This window comes from Pseudorhodoplanes sp., from assembly GCF_046289595.1.
In the GTDB taxonomy this organism is placed as follows: domain Bacteria; phylum Pseudomonadota; class Alphaproteobacteria; order Rhizobiales; family Xanthobacteraceae; genus Pseudorhodoplanes.
In genome coordinates this window covers 28,162-43,995 of sequence record NZ_JBKBVB010000024.1, presented here as the reverse complement: position 1 = coordinate 43,995, position 15,834 = coordinate 28,162, and the positions used below count along the sequence as shown (strand labels likewise).

Below are 15,834 nucleotides of genomic sequence, written 5' to 3'. Positions count from 1 at the left end.
GAAGGCGCCGATGCCATCATGCTGTCGGCGGAATCCGCGGCCGGACAATATCCGGTCGAGGCGGTCACGATGATGAACAGGATTGCCGGCGAGGTCGAACGCGATCCGACCTATCGCGCGGTGATCCAGGCGCAGCGGGGCGAACCGGAAGCGACCGGCGCGGACGCGATCGCCGCGGCCGCGCGCCAGATCGCCGAAACACTCGATCTGTCGGCGATCATCTGCTGGACTTTTTCCGGCTCGACCGCCTTGCGCGTGGCGCGCGAGCGTCCGCAGCCGCATGTGGTGGCGATCTCGCCGAATATCTCTACCGGCCGCCGGCTGTCGCTGGTCTGGGGCGTGCATTGCGTCGTGGCCCAGGACGCGCGGGATCAGGACGACATGGTCGAACGCGCCTGCCGCATTGCCTTCGCCGACGGTTTCGCCAAGGCCGGCCGCCGGGTCATTGTGGTCGCCGGTGTCCCGCTCGGCACGCCGGGCGCGACCAACATGCTGCGCATCGCCTTTGTCGGCGGCGAGCATGGCGACTCCTGAAGTCCTTTCGCGTTTCTTCGAGCCGCGAAAGGACTTCACGTTATCGGGTTGGCGCGCTTTCTTGACGCTGTCGTCACAGACCGCCGGCGGTGACCTGCTGGATCGCCCTGGTGAAGTCCGACAGGATAACCGGCTTCGGCAGGCAGGGAAGATCGCGGAAACTCTCGCTCATGGCGTCCACATTGGCGTAACCCGAGGCCAGGATGATGTGCGCGCCGCGAGCGCGCAACGCCTGCACCACCGGCTCCGACGACTCGCCCGCCAGATTTGCGTCGACGATGGCAAGGACAGGCGGAGCGCCCTTCCTCAGCAACGCCAGGGCTTCGGCGACATTCGACGCCGTTTCGACACTGTTATATCCGAGGATGCGGAGCATGTTGGCCAGGTCGAACGCAACCAGCGCTTCGTCCTCGACGATCAAAACCCGTCTTGCATCCGCAGAACGCTCGCCCGGTCCGGAGCCGTCATCGGCGGCGGGCTCTGGCGTACGCGCCAGCGTGGCCATCGGAATCGCAATCCTGCATTTCAGACCATGATCGAAGGTCCTGGAAATCGAGCCGCCAAGCTGCCTTTCGATCACGGACGTGATCAGCTTCGATCCGAAGCCGGTATGCGTGATGCCCGAAACGCCCGGCGCTGAGCCGTCGAGCGTTTCGAGCCAGTCAAGATGCAGATTGCCATCCTGCAGGCGCCAGCGAATCTCAAGCCGCCCCGCCGGGGACGAAAGCGCGCCATGTTTGGCGGCATTGGTGACGAGTTCGTGCAGCAGAAGGGCGATGGTCTGCGCCTGCTCGGATCGCATCATCACCTGGGGACCGCCAAGTTCGATGCCGCAATCGCCGGCGCGGTAAGCTTCGATTTCGCGCTCCACCAGAAGGCCGAATTCGATCGGACCCCAGCGCTTCGCGGATAACAGATCATGGGTCCGCATCAGCGCGGCAATACGGCCTTCTATCTTCTCCCTGAAGGACGTGATGTCTTCCGCGAGCGTCAGCCGGATAACCGCCTGAACAACGGCAAGGGCATTCTTGGCGCGATGGTCGATTTCGCGAATCATCAGCCGCTCGCGGTCGCCGGCCCGCTCGCGCTCGATAAAGCTCCAGATGCGCTCAAGGACCTGTTCGGCGGTGCTGATGTCGAACAGCGTCCAGGACCGTGGCGTGTGCGAATGCACAAACAGGATTGCGACCAATTCCCCATCGCCGAGCTTTGGGACGGCGATCGCGGCCTTCGCGCCCATGGCGGTGAATGCACGGATGGCCTTTTCCGATTTCAGCTCGGCTGCGACATCGTTGATGATGAGCATTCGCCCGGACGCGAGCTGTGCGCCGAGGTCCGGTCCGAGTTCGGACAACACGGCCTTGCCGCCGAGCGGGGCAAGATCGACGCCGCTCCATTCCTCGATCACCGGGAAATCGTCTCTGTGGCTGCTCGCCATTTCCCGCAATCCGACGCGGTCGGCGCCGAGATGTTTTCCGAGCATCGCGAGCGCGTGCTTGCGCGCGCTGTCGCTGTCGGAAGCGCCGCGCATGGCGTCGCCGAGCGCGAGCAGAAACTGCATCTGGCGCTGCGACAGGACGTTGCGGGTGGTTTCATAGCCGGAATTGAAGATACCGACGATGGCGCCGCTGTCATCGCGGATCGCGGTGAAGCTGTAGCTCCAGTAGGTCTCCTCCCGCTGCCCGAAACGCTGCATCGGCAGCAGGTAGTCCTGCACGAAAACGCCTTCGCCGGTTTCAATGACATGCCTGAATTGCGGCTCGATGATCTGCCAGATGTCGGACCACACCTCCCGCCCCGGCGCACCCAACGCCGCCGGATGGCGCGGTCCGGGGATCGGCGCCCAGGCGTCGTTGTAAAGCAGCCGAAGCTCCGGACCCCAATAGATCGCGGTCGGAAACTTGGATTGCAAACAGATGCTCAAGGCAAGCCGCAGCGGCTCCGGCCACGTGTCCGGCGGGCCGAGCGGATGATCGCTCCAATCGCGCTCGCGGATGAGGCGCGCCATATCGCCGACGCCGGCAAGAAAACTCAAGGCGTCGCGGTCGGAACGCTGGAGCCGTAGCATGAACCCGAAAACTCCATCGGTCGGACGCGACTTAGACCATCGCGCGATGGGTGCCGTAAAGAGCCTCGTTGCACCCGGGCGTCAGTTAGCCTTTACGCGTGGAGTGCGGCTTCGGTTCCATGCCGCGCGGCGCTGCATTGCGTGGCCATCACCGGCACAGGACGTGTCCTCACGATTCTGGTGGATGCACCACGACGCAGAGCGCCGCCGCGCATTGCCGGGCCTTCAGATTGGGCGGCCCTCGACCTTCTCGGTCAACGACTTGATCAGGTCGGGGATGCGCGGCAAGTGCGGGTTCACCTCAATCGCCCTGCGATAAATTTCCAGGGCGCGCTTGTCCTCGCCGAGTTCCTGAAGAATGAGTCCAAGGCCCGCCAGCGCCCCGAAATGCCGCGGCTCCCGCGCCAGGGTCTGGCGAATATCCTCAATCGAGCGGGTGAAATCCTTGCGCATGTAATGGATCGTAGCGCGCCGGTTCCAGGCCTCGACATAGTCCGGACGCAACGTCACGATGGAGTCGAGCAGCTTGACGGCCAAATCGAGATCTTTGGCTTCCAGCGCAATCCGAACCCGGCTCATCAGCAAGGTGGCGGTATCGCTCGGCGACACCATCCATATCGCCCAGATCCGCCCCTCCACGGCTTTGGCCGCATCGGCGCTCGGTGCCGCCTTTAGCGCGCCGAACAGGAAATCGATATCCTGCCCGTGCTGCACCTTCGGCAGCTTGTCCGGCGGCTGGGCAAACGCGCGCGGCGGCTCCGGATCGCGGATCTGAGTCAGCGCCGGCGTCGGCAGGACCAAGGCCGTTGCGAGCAGCACTCCGGCGATGTTGAATCGATAACGGCGCATGCCGCCGAGCTTATGCCTTCAGGCCGGATGGGCAAGCCTGCAAAGCGGTCACGCATGCGTGAAAAAGGCACCAGGCGACGGCCGTCTGGCGCAGTGGAACCAAAAAGGCGTCTTTCGCTCAGCCTTGGCGGGCTTTGAAGCGCTTTTGGGTCTTGTTGATGATGTAGACCCGCCCCTTGCGGCGCACGAGACGATTGTCGCGGTGGCGGGCGCGCAGCGAGCGAAGCGAATTGCGGACTTTCATGGCCGTTCTCAAGACATCTGGCGGCCATGCGGGCCGCATCAAAAATGGCCGCGCAAGCGCGGCCGGGTCGGGGCGGAAACTAGGGGCATGCGCGGCCCAAGTCAACGCTGGCTCTGAAAAAGCGGTTCTTCATAGCGTTTTCGAGCGAAGTGGGCACCGGTCCGCGTGAAGAAAACGCGCCAACGCAACAACTTAGAGGCTTTTCGCGATTCGAAGAAAAGCAAAAAGACTCTCGTAGCTCAGCCTTCACCCTGCATGCGGAAACACCGTCCGGCCGCGGCCGCATCGGCGCTCGACCGCATCCCCAGGCAGCAAAACGGCGCCGGGAGCTCTGCGATCTCCGGCGCCGCCTTGTCCCATCAGGATGACAACCGCGTCACCCTAACCCAGGCTCGTTACTTGGGGCACCAGGGCTGCCAGCAGACGAACAACGACGGATACCACTTTCCGTCAGCCCAGCAGCGCTGCATGGTGCAGCCCGCCGGACCGCAGGCCGCCGTCTTCAGCGCGCCAGGGGTGCAGGCAGCGGCGGGGGCGCCCTTCTTCTTGCCCTTCGCCATCGAGTCGCCAGCCGAGCCGGCAATCGCAAGCGCGGCCACGGCGGCGGCCAGCGCAAGTTTCGAAACCAATTTCTTCATGATTCAGCTCCCCAGAGAGATGCGGTAAGTCGGACGCCCGCCGCGCCGAAAGACGCGTTGCAGCGCCGCGCCGCGCCCCGATCGGCAGACCGCACGCAGCCAAGATCGCTTTTGGGTGACTGGGGATGAACCGAATGTGAATGGGTTCCCGGCACGCCCGGGCGTCATGCGGTGTCCGCAAATCGGCGGATCGGCAGATCGGCGCCCGCATCCGCGCACGCGGTCCGGCGGCACGCTGCCATATCATGGTCGGGTCGGATTTCGCGGTGGTGGGCGCGACAGGGATCGAACCTGTGACCCCTACCATGTCAAGGTAGTGCTCTTCCGCTGAGCTACGCGCCCGTTCCAGACTGCGGACGCGCCCCTATAGTCGCTCGCCCGGTGCGAAGCAAGCAGCCGCAGCCCTCCCGCCGGGGCGGCAGACCGCCTCGCCTCTCCCCGGTTTCAATGCCGCCATAAAGGGAATAAGGAACGCGCATAGGGTGTACGCCCTTGCGACCCGGGCGACGGCCGGGACGCAGCGCCACCGCACACCCACAATGCCCATAGGGAGCCCTCGAATGATTTCGCGTTTGGTATCGATCCGTCCGACCGTCTATGCGCTGACCCTGGCCGCGGGCCTTGCCGCCGCGACCACGGTCCACGCCCAGCAGGAGCCGCGCCTCGACGTCATCTACGTCCCGACCCCGCAGGAAGTGGTGGACCGGATGCTGGAACTCGCCAAGGTCGGACCCGGCGACTACATGATCGATTTCGGCTGCGGCGATGGCCGCATGGTTGTGTCCGCTGCCAAGCGCGGCGCCCGCGGCTACGGCGTCGACATCAACCCGCAGCGCATCAAGGAAGCCAACGAGAACGCCGCCAAGGCGGGCGTCACCGACAAGGTCGAGTTCAAGATCGCCAATCTGTTCGAGGAAGACCTTTCCAAGGCCGACGTGATGGCGATGTATCTGCTCACCGACATCAATCTGCGGCTGCGTCCGAAGATTCTCGACACCATGAAGCCCGGCACCCGTATCGTGTCCCACGCCTTCGACATGGGCGACTGGAAGCCGGAAGTGCACGAGAATGTCAGCGGCCGGAATGTGTATTTCTGGATCGTACCCGCCAAGGTCGGCGGCAAGTGGCAGATTGACGGCGCCCAGAAGATGACGCTCGACATCGACCAGAAGTATCAGTTCTTCACCGGCAAGGCCGAGATCGGCGGCAAGACCGTCGAGATCACCGACGGCCAGCTCAAAGGCGCCGACATCTCGTTCAAAGTCGATGGCAAGACCTATACGGGCAAGGTCTCGGGCGACACCATTTCCGGCGACGGCTGGAAGGCCACAAAGGCCTGAGAGCTGAGGCCTGAGGACTTCCTAACGCTCCGGGAAACCGGCACAATCGCGAAGGACGCTTCGGCGTCCTTCCCTCCATTTGCGCGGCGCGCAGGGCAGTTTTCATGACAACACAGAATTCCGGCGCCCCACGCGCGAGCCTCTCGGTGACCGATGGCGCCCTGATGATGGTCGGCATCATCATCGGCATCGGCATTTTCAAGACGCCGCAACTCGTGGCGATGTTCAGCCCGAACGAATACGCGTTCGTGGCGCTCTGGATTTGCGGCGGCCTGACCACGCTGATCGGCGCGCTGGTCTATGCCGAGCTTGCCGCCGCCTATCCCTCCACCGGCGGCGAATATCACTTTCTCAGCCGCGCTTTTGGCCTGCCGGTGGGCTTCCTGTTTGCCTGGGCGCGTACCACGGTCATCCAGACCGGCGCGATCGCCGCCGTCGCCTTCGTGTTCGGCGATTATGCGCAGGAGCTGTTCTCGCTCGGCGCTTATGGCTCGGCGATCTACGGCGCAGCCGCACTTCTGATGCTGACCCTGCTCAATCTTGCCGGTACCTACCAGAGCAAGACGGCGCAGAACGTCCTGACGTCGCTCCTGGTTCTGGCGATGGCTTCCATGGTCGTCATCGGCCTGATGAATCTCGGCGCCAAGCCGCCCGCCCCGGCCGCCGGCGGCGGTCCGGGTTACGGCATGCTCGGCCTCGCCATGGTGTTTATCCTGCTGACCTATGGCGGCTGGAACGAGGCGGCGTACCTCTCCGGCGACGTCCGCAATGTCGGCCGCGACATGGTGCGTATCCTGCTCGCCGGCACCACCATAGTGACGCTGATTTATGTGCTGGTGAATATCGGCTATCTGTTCGCGCTCGGCCTCGACGGCATGCGCAAGAGCGACGCGATCGCCGCGGAGGTGATGCGGACCGCGTTCGGACCCTCGGGCGCCGTGATCGTCAGCGCGATCGTCTGCCTCGCGGCCCTGTCGACCATGAACGCCACCATCTTTACCGGCGCGCGGCTCTATCATGCGCTGGGCCAGGATCTGTCGCTCGCGCGGCTGCGGGTCTGGGATCAGGTCCGCAACAACCCGCGCAACGCGATCATCCTGCAAAGCGCGATTGCGTTTGTGCTGATCTGCTTCGGCGCGATGGCGCGCGACGGGTTCAAGGCGATGGTCGAATATACCGCGCCGGTCTTCTGGTTCTTCCTGATGCTGGTCGGCATCTCGCTGTTCGTCCTGCGACGTCGCGATCCGAAGCATCCAAGGCCGTTCAAGGTGCCGCTCTATCCGGTGACGCCGATCCTGTTCTGCCTGATCTGCGCCTATCTGATCTATTCGAGCCTCGTCTATACCGGCCGCGGCGCGCTGTTCGGAATTGCGGTGCTGCTGGTCGGCGTGCCGCTGATCGGTCTTGTGCGCAAGAAGCGGCGCGTGGCGGCGGCCGCTGAGTGAGCTAATCTCACCCACGGGTCCGGACCGCAGAAAGGTCCCGGGATGCCGGGATGGAAACCGTGAGTGACACCTACGACGCCATCGTCATCGGCGCCGGCCATAACGGCCTCGTCTGCGCCGCCTATCTCGGCATGGCAGGGCTGAAGGTGAAGGTGGTGGAGCGCCGCGACACGGTCGGCGGTGCTGCGGTGACGGGGGAATTTCATCCGGGCTTTCGCAATTCGGTCGCCGCCTACACGGTCAGCCTGCTCAACCCGAAGGTGATCCGCGACCTCGATCTCGCCGGACACGGGCTGAAGATCGTGGAGCGCCGCGCGCTCAATTTCCTGCCGACCGAGGATGGCCGCTATCTGCTCACCGGCGAGGGGCGCACCAAGGCGGAAATCGCGAAATTCAGCACCAGGGATGCCGAGCGCTACGACGCCTATGGCGCCGAGCTCGACGCCGTCACCGACGTGCTGCGCGATCTCGTGCTGGAGCAGCCGCCCAACCTGGTCGAGGGCTGGAGCCTGCGCAGCCTGCGCGAGGCGCTGCGCGCCGCGCTGGTCGGAAAGCGGCTGCGCAAGCTCGATCTCGAGCGCCAGCGCGCGCTGCTCGATCTGTTCGCCAAATCCGCCGCCGACTATCTCGACGGCTTTTTCGAGAGCGATCCGATCAAGGCGGTGCTCGGCTTCGATGCCGTGGTCGGCAATTACGCAAGCCCTTACACGCCGAACTCCGCCTATGTGCTGCTGCACCATTGCTTCGGCGAGGTGAATGGCAAGAAGGGTATCTGGGGCCACGCCATCGGCGGCATGGGCGCGATCACGCAGGCGATGGCGAAGTCGGCAGCCACGTACGGCGCCGAGATCGAGACCAGGATGGGCGTCCGCGACGTCATCGTCGAGAAGGACCGCGCCACCGGCGTGGTGCTGGACGATGGACGCAGCATCCGCGCCCGCGCCGTCATCGCCAACGTCAATCCGCGGCTTCTTTACGAGCGGCTCGTCCCGGACGCCGCGCTGCCGCCGGACTTTCTCGCCCGCATGAAGCGCTGGAAATGCGGCTCTGGCACCTTCCGCATGAATGTCGCGCTGTCGCAATTGCCGAGCTTCACCGCGCTGCCCGGCCGCGCGCTTGCCGATCATCACACTGCGGGAATTATCATCGCGCCGACACTTGGCTACATGGACCGCGCCTATGACGACGCCCGCAAGTCCGGCTGGAGCCGCGAGCCGATTGTGGAAATGCTGATCCCCTCCACGCTCGACGATTCACTCGCGCCCAAGGGTCAGCATGTCGCGAGCCTGTTCTGCCAGCATGTCGCGCCGCAATTGCCGGACGGCTCGTCCTGGGACGATCATCGCGACACGGTGGCCGACCTGATGATCGCGACCGTGGATAAGTATGCGCCCGGCTTCAAAGACAGCGTGATCGCACGCAGGGCGCTGACGCCGCTCGATCTGGAACGCGATTTCGGTCTGATCGGCGGCGACATTTTCCACGGCGCGATGACGCTCGACCAGATTTTCTCGGCGCGGCCGATGCTGGGCTATGCCGATTACCGCTCCCCGCTCGCGGGCCTTTATCTGTGCGGCTCGGGCACCCATCCCGGCGGCGGCGTGACGGGCGCGCCCGGGCATAATGCTGCGAAGGTGATCGCGGGCGATCTCGGCCGACGGCGGTAAGACTTTCCCTCAGGGAAAGCGCGGAGCCACGATGGCCGTCGGAATGTTCGACCCCGGGAACCTACAGAAGTAGGTGGGCGCCATATGCCCGGGTCCACGGACCCGGCCAGGGACAGCTCCCGTCAGGATCGTAAGGCCCCGGGGGTATGATGTTTCCAGTCGCACCACGCAGCCCCGCGCGTGGGAATGTAGTGCGTGAACGGCCGCGCCGCCAGACAGACGTGACCGCCGGGCAATCCCTATCCTCCGTTCATGCCCGCGAAAGCGGCAATCCCGCGCGGCGCGACGCTGGGTCCGCTTCGCGGAGACGGACGGAAAGCATTGATGGACCTATCCCATCGCCAGGCCGGGACCAGGCTGCACCGACTGGTTGATCTGGCGCGTGATTTCCTCGATCCGCTCCGCTGCCGCATTGAGCGCCGCGACCACCGCCGCCTGGGTTTGCTGGGCGCGCTCGGCGGCGACCACGCGAGCGTCCTGCAGCGCCGCGATCTCCTCCTCGAGCCTTCGGATCCGGCGCGCCGATTCGGTCAGTTCGTCGGCAACCGTCAGCGCCGCCATCACCGTGAGCCGCTGGTCGCCGATCTCGCCATGAGCGCCCCGCAATTGTTCGATGCGGCTGTCGATGTCCTGGGCGAGTTGGATAACATGGTCTTCCTGCCCGTCCTCGCATCCCATCCGGTAATGACGGCCGTTGATCGTGACATTTACCTGAGCCATGGCGTCGTCTCCCACAGCGTCTTACCGGTCGTGTTCGTCGAGCAGCTTCTGGATCGTGCCCATCGCAACATCGATGCGGCGCGCCACCTCGCGATTAATCCCCTCCAGCCTGCGCACCTGGGCGGAGGTATTGTCGAGTTCGGATGCGAGCCTCGCCCGGTCGATGCCAAGCGCCTGGAGCTGCATGGCGACGCCGTCTCCACCGGTCTCGGCCTCGCGCTTGCGCGCCACCGCCGCCTGCAGCGCGTCCAGCGCCAGCGCCAGTCTGCGGGTGGCGGCATCGATCGCGCTTGGATCGCTCATGTCACGCAGCACTCATCGAAAACTGTTGCCACACAAGGCGTTAAGGCAGCGAGCCTAAATTGATGGTTCAACCGCGTCAACGCCGCTGCGCGGTCATCCCCATCATCCTTGGCAAAAAGCGCATTTCGCGCCGCCCGTGTGCCCCTGCGTGCTGCCCCGCTGGACTCCATCGGAAAGCGTGACTATGCCCCCCCGCAATACTGGACCGTCCCGGATTCTCCCCATGTCGCGCGCACAACATGACCGCATGGCCAACGCGATCCGCGCGCTGGCAATGGACGCCGTCGAACAGGCCAAGTCCGGCCATCCCGGCCTGCCGATGGGCGCGGCCGATATCGCGACGGTGCTGTTCTCGCAATTTCTGAAATTCGATCCGTCCGCTCCCAAATGGCCGGACCGCGACCGCTTCGTGCTGTCGGCCGGTCACGGCTCGATGCTGATCTACGCGCTTCTGTACCTCACCGGCTACGAGGCGATGACGATCGAAGAGTTAAAGAACTTCAGGAAGCTGCACTCCAAGACACCGGGCCATCCGGAGAACTTCGTCACGCCGGGCGTCGAGACCACGACAGGCCCGCTCGGTCAGGGCATCGCCAATGCGGTCGGGATGGCAATTGCGGAGCGCCACCTCAATGCGGAATTCGGCGACGTGGTCGATCACCGTACCTATGTGCTCGCTTCCGACGGCGATCTGATGGAGGGCGTCAGCCAGGAGGCGATTGCGCTGGCCGGCCACCTCAAGCTCAACCGGCTCATCGTTCTGTTCGACGACAACGGCATCACCATCGACGGCAAGCTGTCGCTGTCGGACTCCGTCGATCAGGTCAAGCGTTTCGAATCCGCGGGCTGGATTGCCGAACGCATCGACGGACACGACCCTGACGCGATTGCATCGGCAATCGCACAGGCACAAAAGGCCGATCGCCCGACCATGATCGCGTGCAGGACCACGATCGGCTTCGGCGCGCCGAACAAGGCTGGCAGCGAAAAGTCGCACGGCTCGCCGCTCGGCGCCGACGAGATCAAGGGCGCGCGCGAGACACTCGGCTGGCCGCACGCGCCGTTCGTCGTACCGGAGGACATTCTCGGCGACTGGCGCAAGGCCGGCCGGCGCTCGACGGATATGCGCAAGGCCTGGGAGACGAAGCTCGCCAGCCTCGCGCCGGAGGCGAAGGCTGAATTCGAACGCCGCATCAAGGGCGACTTGCCCAAAGCGCTTGCCGACGCTGTTCAGAAGGTGAAGCGGACACTTGCAGAGGCCCCCAAGGAGATCGCGACCCGCGCGTCGTCGGAATTCGCGCTGGAGAGCATCGTGCCCGCGGTGCCGGAAATGGTCGGCGGGTCCGCCGATCTGACCGGCTCCAACAATACCCGCACCAAGACGATGAAAGCGATGTCGGCCGCCGATTACGGCGGGCGCTTCATCCATTACGGCATCCGCGAGCATGGCATGGCCTCGGCCATGAACGGCATGGCGCTGCATGGCGGCATCATCCCCTATTCGGGCACGTTCCTTGTGTTCTCCGATTACTGCCGTCCTGCCATTCGCCTTGCCGCGCTGATGGGCGAACGGGTGATCCACGTCATGACCCACGATTCCATCGGGCTTGGCGAGGACGGGCCGACACACCAGCCGGTGGAGCATCTGGCGGCGTTGCGCGCCATCCCCAATCTCAACGTGTTCCGGCCCTGCGATGCCGTCGAGGCGGTGGAGTGCTGGGATCTGGCGTTGCGCGCGAAGGACACCCCGAGCGTGCTGGCGCTCACCCGCCAGAACCTGCCGCAGCTTCGCACCTCGTACACAACCGAGAATCTCTGCGCCGCCGGCGCCTACGAAATTCTCCCGGTCGAGGGCGACAACGTCGATGTCTCGATCTTCGCGTCCGGCTCGGAGGTCGCGATCGCGGTCGAGGCCGCGCAGTTGCTGAACCGCCAGGGCAAGCCCGCGCGCGTGGTCTCGGTGCCCTGTTTCGAACTGTTCCTGGCGCTCCCCCCGGAGAAGCGGCACGCCGTCATCGGCGGCGCCGAGGTCAATGTCGGCGTCGAGGCCGGCATCCGGCAGGGCTGGGACGCGATCATCGGTTCGGACGGCGTATTCGTGGGCATGTCCTCGTTCGGCGCCAGCGCCCCCTACAAGGAACTCTATGCCCATTTCGGCATCACCCCGCAGGCGGTGGCGGCCGCGGCGCTGGCGAAGTTCAGACCGCGGTAAACCCTCGCCGGCATGCGCACCGGCCGGCATTGCCGCAATGCGGCGCGGTGAGTTGAGTTGGCCGGAAATACCGCTATACGGGAGCGCAAAATCTCATCAGCCGGGAGTCTGGAAACCATGACGGTACGCGTCGCCATCAACGGATTTGGCCGCATCGGCCGCAATGTCCTGCGCGCGATCGCCGAGGCCGGCCGCAAGGACATCGAGGTGGTCGGCATCAACGATCTCGGGCCGGTCGAGACCAACGCGCACCTGCTTCGCTACGACTCGGTCCATGGCCGGTTTCCGGGCGAAGTCACCGTCAAGGGCGACACCATCTCGGTCGGCAACGGCGCGATCAAGGTGAGCGCCGAAAAGGATCCCTCCAAGCTGCCCTGGAAGGATATCGGCGTCGATATCGCTCTGGAATGCACCGGCATCTTCACCGCGAAGGACAAGGCTTCGGCCCATCTGACCGCCGGCGCCAAGCGCGTGCTGGTCTCGGCGCCCGCCGACGGCGCCGATCTCACGGTCGTCTATGGCGTCAACCACGACAAGCTGACCAAGGATCACATGGTGGTCTCGAACGCCTCCTGCACCACCAATTGCCTCGCGCCGGTCGCCAAGGTGCTCAACGATGCCATCGGCATCGAGAAGGGCTTCATGACCACGATCCACGCCTATACCGGCGATCAGCCGACCCTCGACACCATGCACAAGGATCTCTACCGCGCCCGTGCAGCGGCGCTGTCGATGATCCCGACCTCGACCGGCGCCGCCAAGGCCGTCGGCCTGGTGCTGCCGGAGTTGAACGGCAGGCTGGATGGCGTCGCCATCCGCGTGCCGACGCCGAACGTCTCCGTGGTCGACTTCAAGTTCGTCGCCAAGAAGCAGACATCAAAGGACGAGATCAACGCCGCGATCAAGCGCGCCGCCGAGCAGCAGCTCAAGGGTATTCTCGGCTATACCGATGCGCCCAATGTCTCGATCGATTTCAACCACGACCCGCATTCCTCGGTGTTCCACATGGACCAGACCAAGGTGATGGACGGCACGCTGGTTCGCGTGATGTCGTGGTACGACAACGAATGGGGCTTTTCCAACCGCATGGCCGATACCGCGGTTGCGATGGGGAAGCTGATCTGAATGAGCCGCGCAAAAGCATTGGGAAGCATTCTAATGCTCGTTGCATTGTCTCATTCCGCTTTCGCGCAAACCTATTACTGTGATCGGCCGCGGAAGCCTTACATTCCTTCGTATTCGACTGACCGGAGCGGGATGGAAAACGCGCGCGACGAAGTGGAGCGATACACTCGTCGCATGCGGGAATATGTCGATTGTCTAAACAATGAGAACAACGACGCAATCGACGAACATCGCCGCGTCATCCGCGACTGGAATCGTACAGTTTCCTCCTACAACAATCGTTAGCTGAATGTTCCGCACCCTCGACACCGCCGACCTTCGCGACAAGCGCGTGCTTCTCCGCGTCGATCTCAACGTGCCGATGGAGAACGGCAAGGTCACCGACGCCACCCGCATCGCGCGCGTCGCTCCGACCATTACCGAGATCGCGGACAAGGGCGGCAAGGTCATCATCCTTGCGCATTTCGGCCGGCCCAAGGGACGCGACGAAAAGGATTCGCTGCGCCCGGTCGCAAATGCGCTGTCGCATGTGTTGAAGCGTCACGTCGATTTCGCCGCCGACTGCATCGGACCGGAAGCCAAAACCGCGGTCGACGCCATGAAGCCCGGCGACATCCTGGTGCTGGAAAACACCCGCTTCCACAAGGAAGAGGAAAAGAACGACCCCGCTTTCGTGCAGGCACTGGCCGCGCTTGGCGACATCTTCGTCAACGACGCCTTCTCTGCGGCGCACCGCGCGCATGCCTCCACCGAAGGCCTCGCCCGCAAGCTCCCGGCTTATGCCGGCCGCACCATGCAGGCCGAACTCGACGCGCTGACCAGGGCGCTGGTGGCGCCGGCAAAGCCCGTGATCGCCATCGTCGGCGGCGCCAAGGTCTCGACCAAGATCGATCTTCTCGAAAACCTGGTCGGCCGTGTCGATGCACTGGTGATCGGCGGCGGCATGGCCAACACGTTCCTGCACGCGCAAGGCGTCAAGATCGGCAAGTCGCTCGCCGAACGCGACCTCGCCGATACCGCACGCCGGATCATGGATAAGGCCGAAGCGGCAAAATGTGCGATCATCCTGCCGGTCGATGCGATCGTGGCGTTCCATTTCGAGGCCAATGCGCCCTCGCAAGCCTATGGGCTCGATGCGATCCCGGCCGACGGCATGATCCTCGACCTCGGCCCGCTCTCGGTCGAGCGCGTCAATCACGCGATCGACGATGCGCGCACCCTTTTGTGGAACGGCCCGCTCGGCGCGTTCGAACTGCCGCCTTTCGACCGCGGCACGGTTGCGGCGGCGCGTCACGCTGCGGAACGAACCAAGGCGGGCAAGCTTGTCTCGATCGCCGGCGGCGGCGACACGGTCGCGGCGTTGAACCATGCGAAGGTCGCGGACGATTTCAGCTATATTTCCACCGCGGGCGGCGCATTCCTGGAATTTTGCGAGGGCAAGCCGCTGCCGGGGGTCGAGGTCTTGCGGGTAAAGTGACCTCCCTCTTTTCCGGCTACCCGCGGAGGATGTAAAAGGCGGGCGAATTCTGCCGGTTTGTCCGGCCTTGCGAACGGAGCAACCGATGAACCTCACAGAACTGAACAAGATCGCCGAAGCTATGGTGGCGCCCGGCAAGGGCATTCTCGCCGCCGACGAATCGTCCGGTACCATCAAGAAGCGCTTCGACGCCATCGGTGTAGAATCGACCGAAGACAATCGCCGCGACTATCGCGAACTGATGTTCCGCTCGGCCGAAGCCATGTCGAACTATATTTCCGGAGTCATCCTCTACGACGAGACGATCTGGCAGAAGGCCAAGGACGGCACGCCGCTGGTCGAGATCATCAGGAAATCCGGCGCCATTCCCGGCATCAAGGTCGACGAAGGCACCAAGCCGCTGCCGCAATGCCCGGGCGAAGTCGTCACCATCGGCCTCGACAGGCTCGCCGACCGGCTGGCCAAATATTACGAGCAGGGCGCGCGTTTTGCGAAATGGCGTGCGGTCATCGATATCGGCGAGCGCAAGCCGAGCTATGCCTGCCTCTCGGCCAATGCGCATGCGCTCGCGCGCTATGCCGCGCTGTGCCAGGAGGCGCAGATCGTGCCGATCGTGGAGCCGGAAGTGCTGATGGATGGCGACCACGACGTCGACACCTGTTACGAGGTGACGGAATTCGTGCTGAAGGAGACCTTTCAGCAGCTCTATTACCAGAAGGTCGCGCTCGAAGGCATTGTGCTGAAGCCGAACATGGCGGTGCCGGGCAAGAAGAGCGCAAAGAAGGCAAGCGTCCAGGAAGTCGCGGAAAAGACCGTGAAGCTCCTGAAGAATTGCGTGCCGGGCGCGGTGCCGGGGATCGCCTTCCTGTCGGGCGGCCAGTCGGACGAAGAGGCGACCGCCCATCTCGACGCGATGAACAAGATCGGCAACCTGCCCTGGAAGCTGACCTTTTCCTATGGCCGCGCGCTGCAGGCTGCCCCGCAAAAAGCCTGGGGGGGCAGACCCGAAAATGTCGCGGCGGCGCAGCGCGCCTTCACCCATCGCGCGATGATGAACAGCCTCGCCTCGCTCGGCCAGTGGAAGCAGGATCTGGAAAAGAAGGCGGCCTGAGCATCCGTCGCCTTTGCCGAGAACGCAAACCCGGCCATGCTGACGGGCGCGCGGCCGGCAAAGGAACAGAACGATAGCGTCGCGCTCCGTCTCACTGCCGC

The 15,834-nt window shown here is 64.3% G+C and carries 14 protein-coding genes, 1 tRNA gene and 1 other RNA gene; 8 read left to right on the top strand and 8 right to left on the bottom strand.

Annotation, left to right across the window (positions count from 1 at the left end; all coding sequences use genetic code 11):
• A partial coding sequence (locus tag ACK41X_RS07645) for a pyruvate kinase alpha/beta domain-containing protein (RefSeq protein ID WP_409720892.1) occupies window positions 1-534 on the top strand: 534 nt, incomplete at its 5' end.
• 73 nt (window positions 535-607) lie between these two features.
• Here the strand turns inward: ACK41X_RS07645 and ACK41X_RS07640 are convergent.
• From ACK41X_RS07640 to ACK41X_RS07620, 5 genes are all read right to left on the bottom strand, one after another.
• The gene (locus ACK41X_RS07640) at window positions 608-2,602 is read right to left on the bottom strand and encodes an HWE histidine kinase domain-containing protein (RefSeq protein ID WP_409720890.1); all 1,995 of its coding nucleotides are present in this window, start codon (window positions 2,600-2,602) and stop codon (window positions 608-610) included.
• A 225-nt stretch (window positions 2,603-2,827) separates the two neighbouring features.
• The gene (locus ACK41X_RS07635; RefSeq protein ID WP_409720888.1) at window positions 2,828-3,451 is read right to left on the bottom strand and encodes a tetratricopeptide repeat protein; all 624 of its coding nucleotides are present in this window, start codon (window positions 3,449-3,451) and stop codon (window positions 2,828-2,830) included.
• A 118-nt stretch (window positions 3,452-3,569) separates the two neighbouring features.
• Window positions 3,570-3,695 (bottom strand): type B 50S ribosomal protein L36, encoded by a 126-nt coding sequence (gene ykgO, locus ACK41X_RS07630; protein ID WP_325609217.1) that lies wholly within the window; start codon window positions 3,693-3,695, stop codon window positions 3,570-3,572.
• A 395-nt stretch (window positions 3,696-4,090) separates the two neighbouring features.
• Window positions 4,091-4,333, bottom strand: coding sequence for a hypothetical protein (locus ACK41X_RS07625; RefSeq protein ID WP_409720886.1), 243 nt, complete (start codon window positions 4,331-4,333; stop codon window positions 4,091-4,093).
• Window positions 4,334-4,600: 267 nt separating this feature from the next.
• Window positions 4,601-4,675 (bottom strand) — tRNA-Val (locus tag ACK41X_RS07620).
• Window positions 4,676-4,893: 218 nt separating this feature from the next.
• Between ACK41X_RS07620 and ACK41X_RS07615 the strand changes: the two genes are divergently transcribed.
• From ACK41X_RS07615 to ACK41X_RS07605, 3 genes are all read left to right on the top strand, one after another.
• Window positions 4,894-5,673: an SAM-dependent methyltransferase gene (locus ACK41X_RS07615; RefSeq protein WP_409720884.1), complete on the top strand. Its 780-nt coding sequence runs from the start codon at window positions 4,894-4,896 to the stop codon at window positions 5,671-5,673.
• 104 nt (window positions 5,674-5,777) lie between these two features.
• Window positions 5,778-7,118, top strand: coding sequence for an APC family permease (locus ACK41X_RS07610; RefSeq protein ID WP_409720882.1), 1,341 nt, complete (start codon window positions 5,778-5,780; stop codon window positions 7,116-7,118).
• Between the two features lie 50 nt (window positions 7,119-7,168).
• Complete coding sequence (locus ACK41X_RS07605) at window positions 7,169-8,785, top strand: phytoene desaturase family protein (protein ID WP_409720880.1); 1,617 nt, start codon at window positions 7,169-7,171, stop codon at window positions 8,783-8,785.
• A 19-nt stretch (window positions 8,786-8,804) separates the two neighbouring features.
• Here ACK41X_RS07605 and ssrS read toward each other — a convergent pair.
• The 3 genes from ssrS to ACK41X_RS07590 form a co-directional block, all read right to left on the bottom strand.
• Window positions 8,805-8,963: non-coding RNA, 6S RNA (ssrS, locus tag ACK41X_RS07600), on the bottom strand.
• A gap of 152 nt (window positions 8,964-9,115) precedes the next feature.
• Window positions 9,116-9,505 (bottom strand): cell division protein ZapA, encoded by a 390-nt coding sequence (locus ACK41X_RS07595; protein ID WP_409720878.1) that lies wholly within the window; start codon window positions 9,503-9,505, stop codon window positions 9,116-9,118.
• A gap of 21 nt (window positions 9,506-9,526) precedes the next feature.
• Window positions 9,527-9,808, bottom strand: coding sequence for a DUF4164 family protein (locus ACK41X_RS07590; protein WP_409720876.1), 282 nt, complete (start codon window positions 9,806-9,808; stop codon window positions 9,527-9,529).
• Window positions 9,809-9,992: 184 nt separating this feature from the next.
• Here ACK41X_RS07590 and tkt point away from each other — a divergent pair, with 184 nt between their 5' ends.
• The 4 genes from tkt (at window position 9,993) to ACK41X_RS07570 (ending at window position 15,733) form a co-directional block, all read left to right on the top strand.
• The gene (gene tkt / locus ACK41X_RS07585) at window positions 9,993-12,020 is read left to right on the top strand and encodes a transketolase (RefSeq protein WP_409720874.1); all 2,028 of its coding nucleotides are present in this window, start codon (window positions 9,993-9,995) and stop codon (window positions 12,018-12,020) included.
• 117 nt (window positions 12,021-12,137) lie between these two features.
• The gene (gap, locus tag ACK41X_RS07580; RefSeq protein ID WP_409720872.1) at window positions 12,138-13,145 is read left to right on the top strand and encodes a type I glyceraldehyde-3-phosphate dehydrogenase; all 1,008 of its coding nucleotides are present in this window, start codon (window positions 12,138-12,140) and stop codon (window positions 13,143-13,145) included.
• Window positions 13,146-13,434: 289 nt separating this feature from the next.
• The gene (locus ACK41X_RS07575; protein WP_409720870.1) at window positions 13,435-14,622 is read left to right on the top strand and encodes a phosphoglycerate kinase; all 1,188 of its coding nucleotides are present in this window, start codon (window positions 13,435-13,437) and stop codon (window positions 14,620-14,622) included.
• Between the two features lie 85 nt (window positions 14,623-14,707).
• Entirely contained in the window at window positions 14,708-15,733 is a 1,026-nt protein-coding gene (locus tag ACK41X_RS07570; protein ID WP_409720868.1) for a class I fructose-bisphosphate aldolase, read from the top strand.
• The last annotated feature ends 101 nt before the right edge of the window (window positions 15,734-15,834 follow it).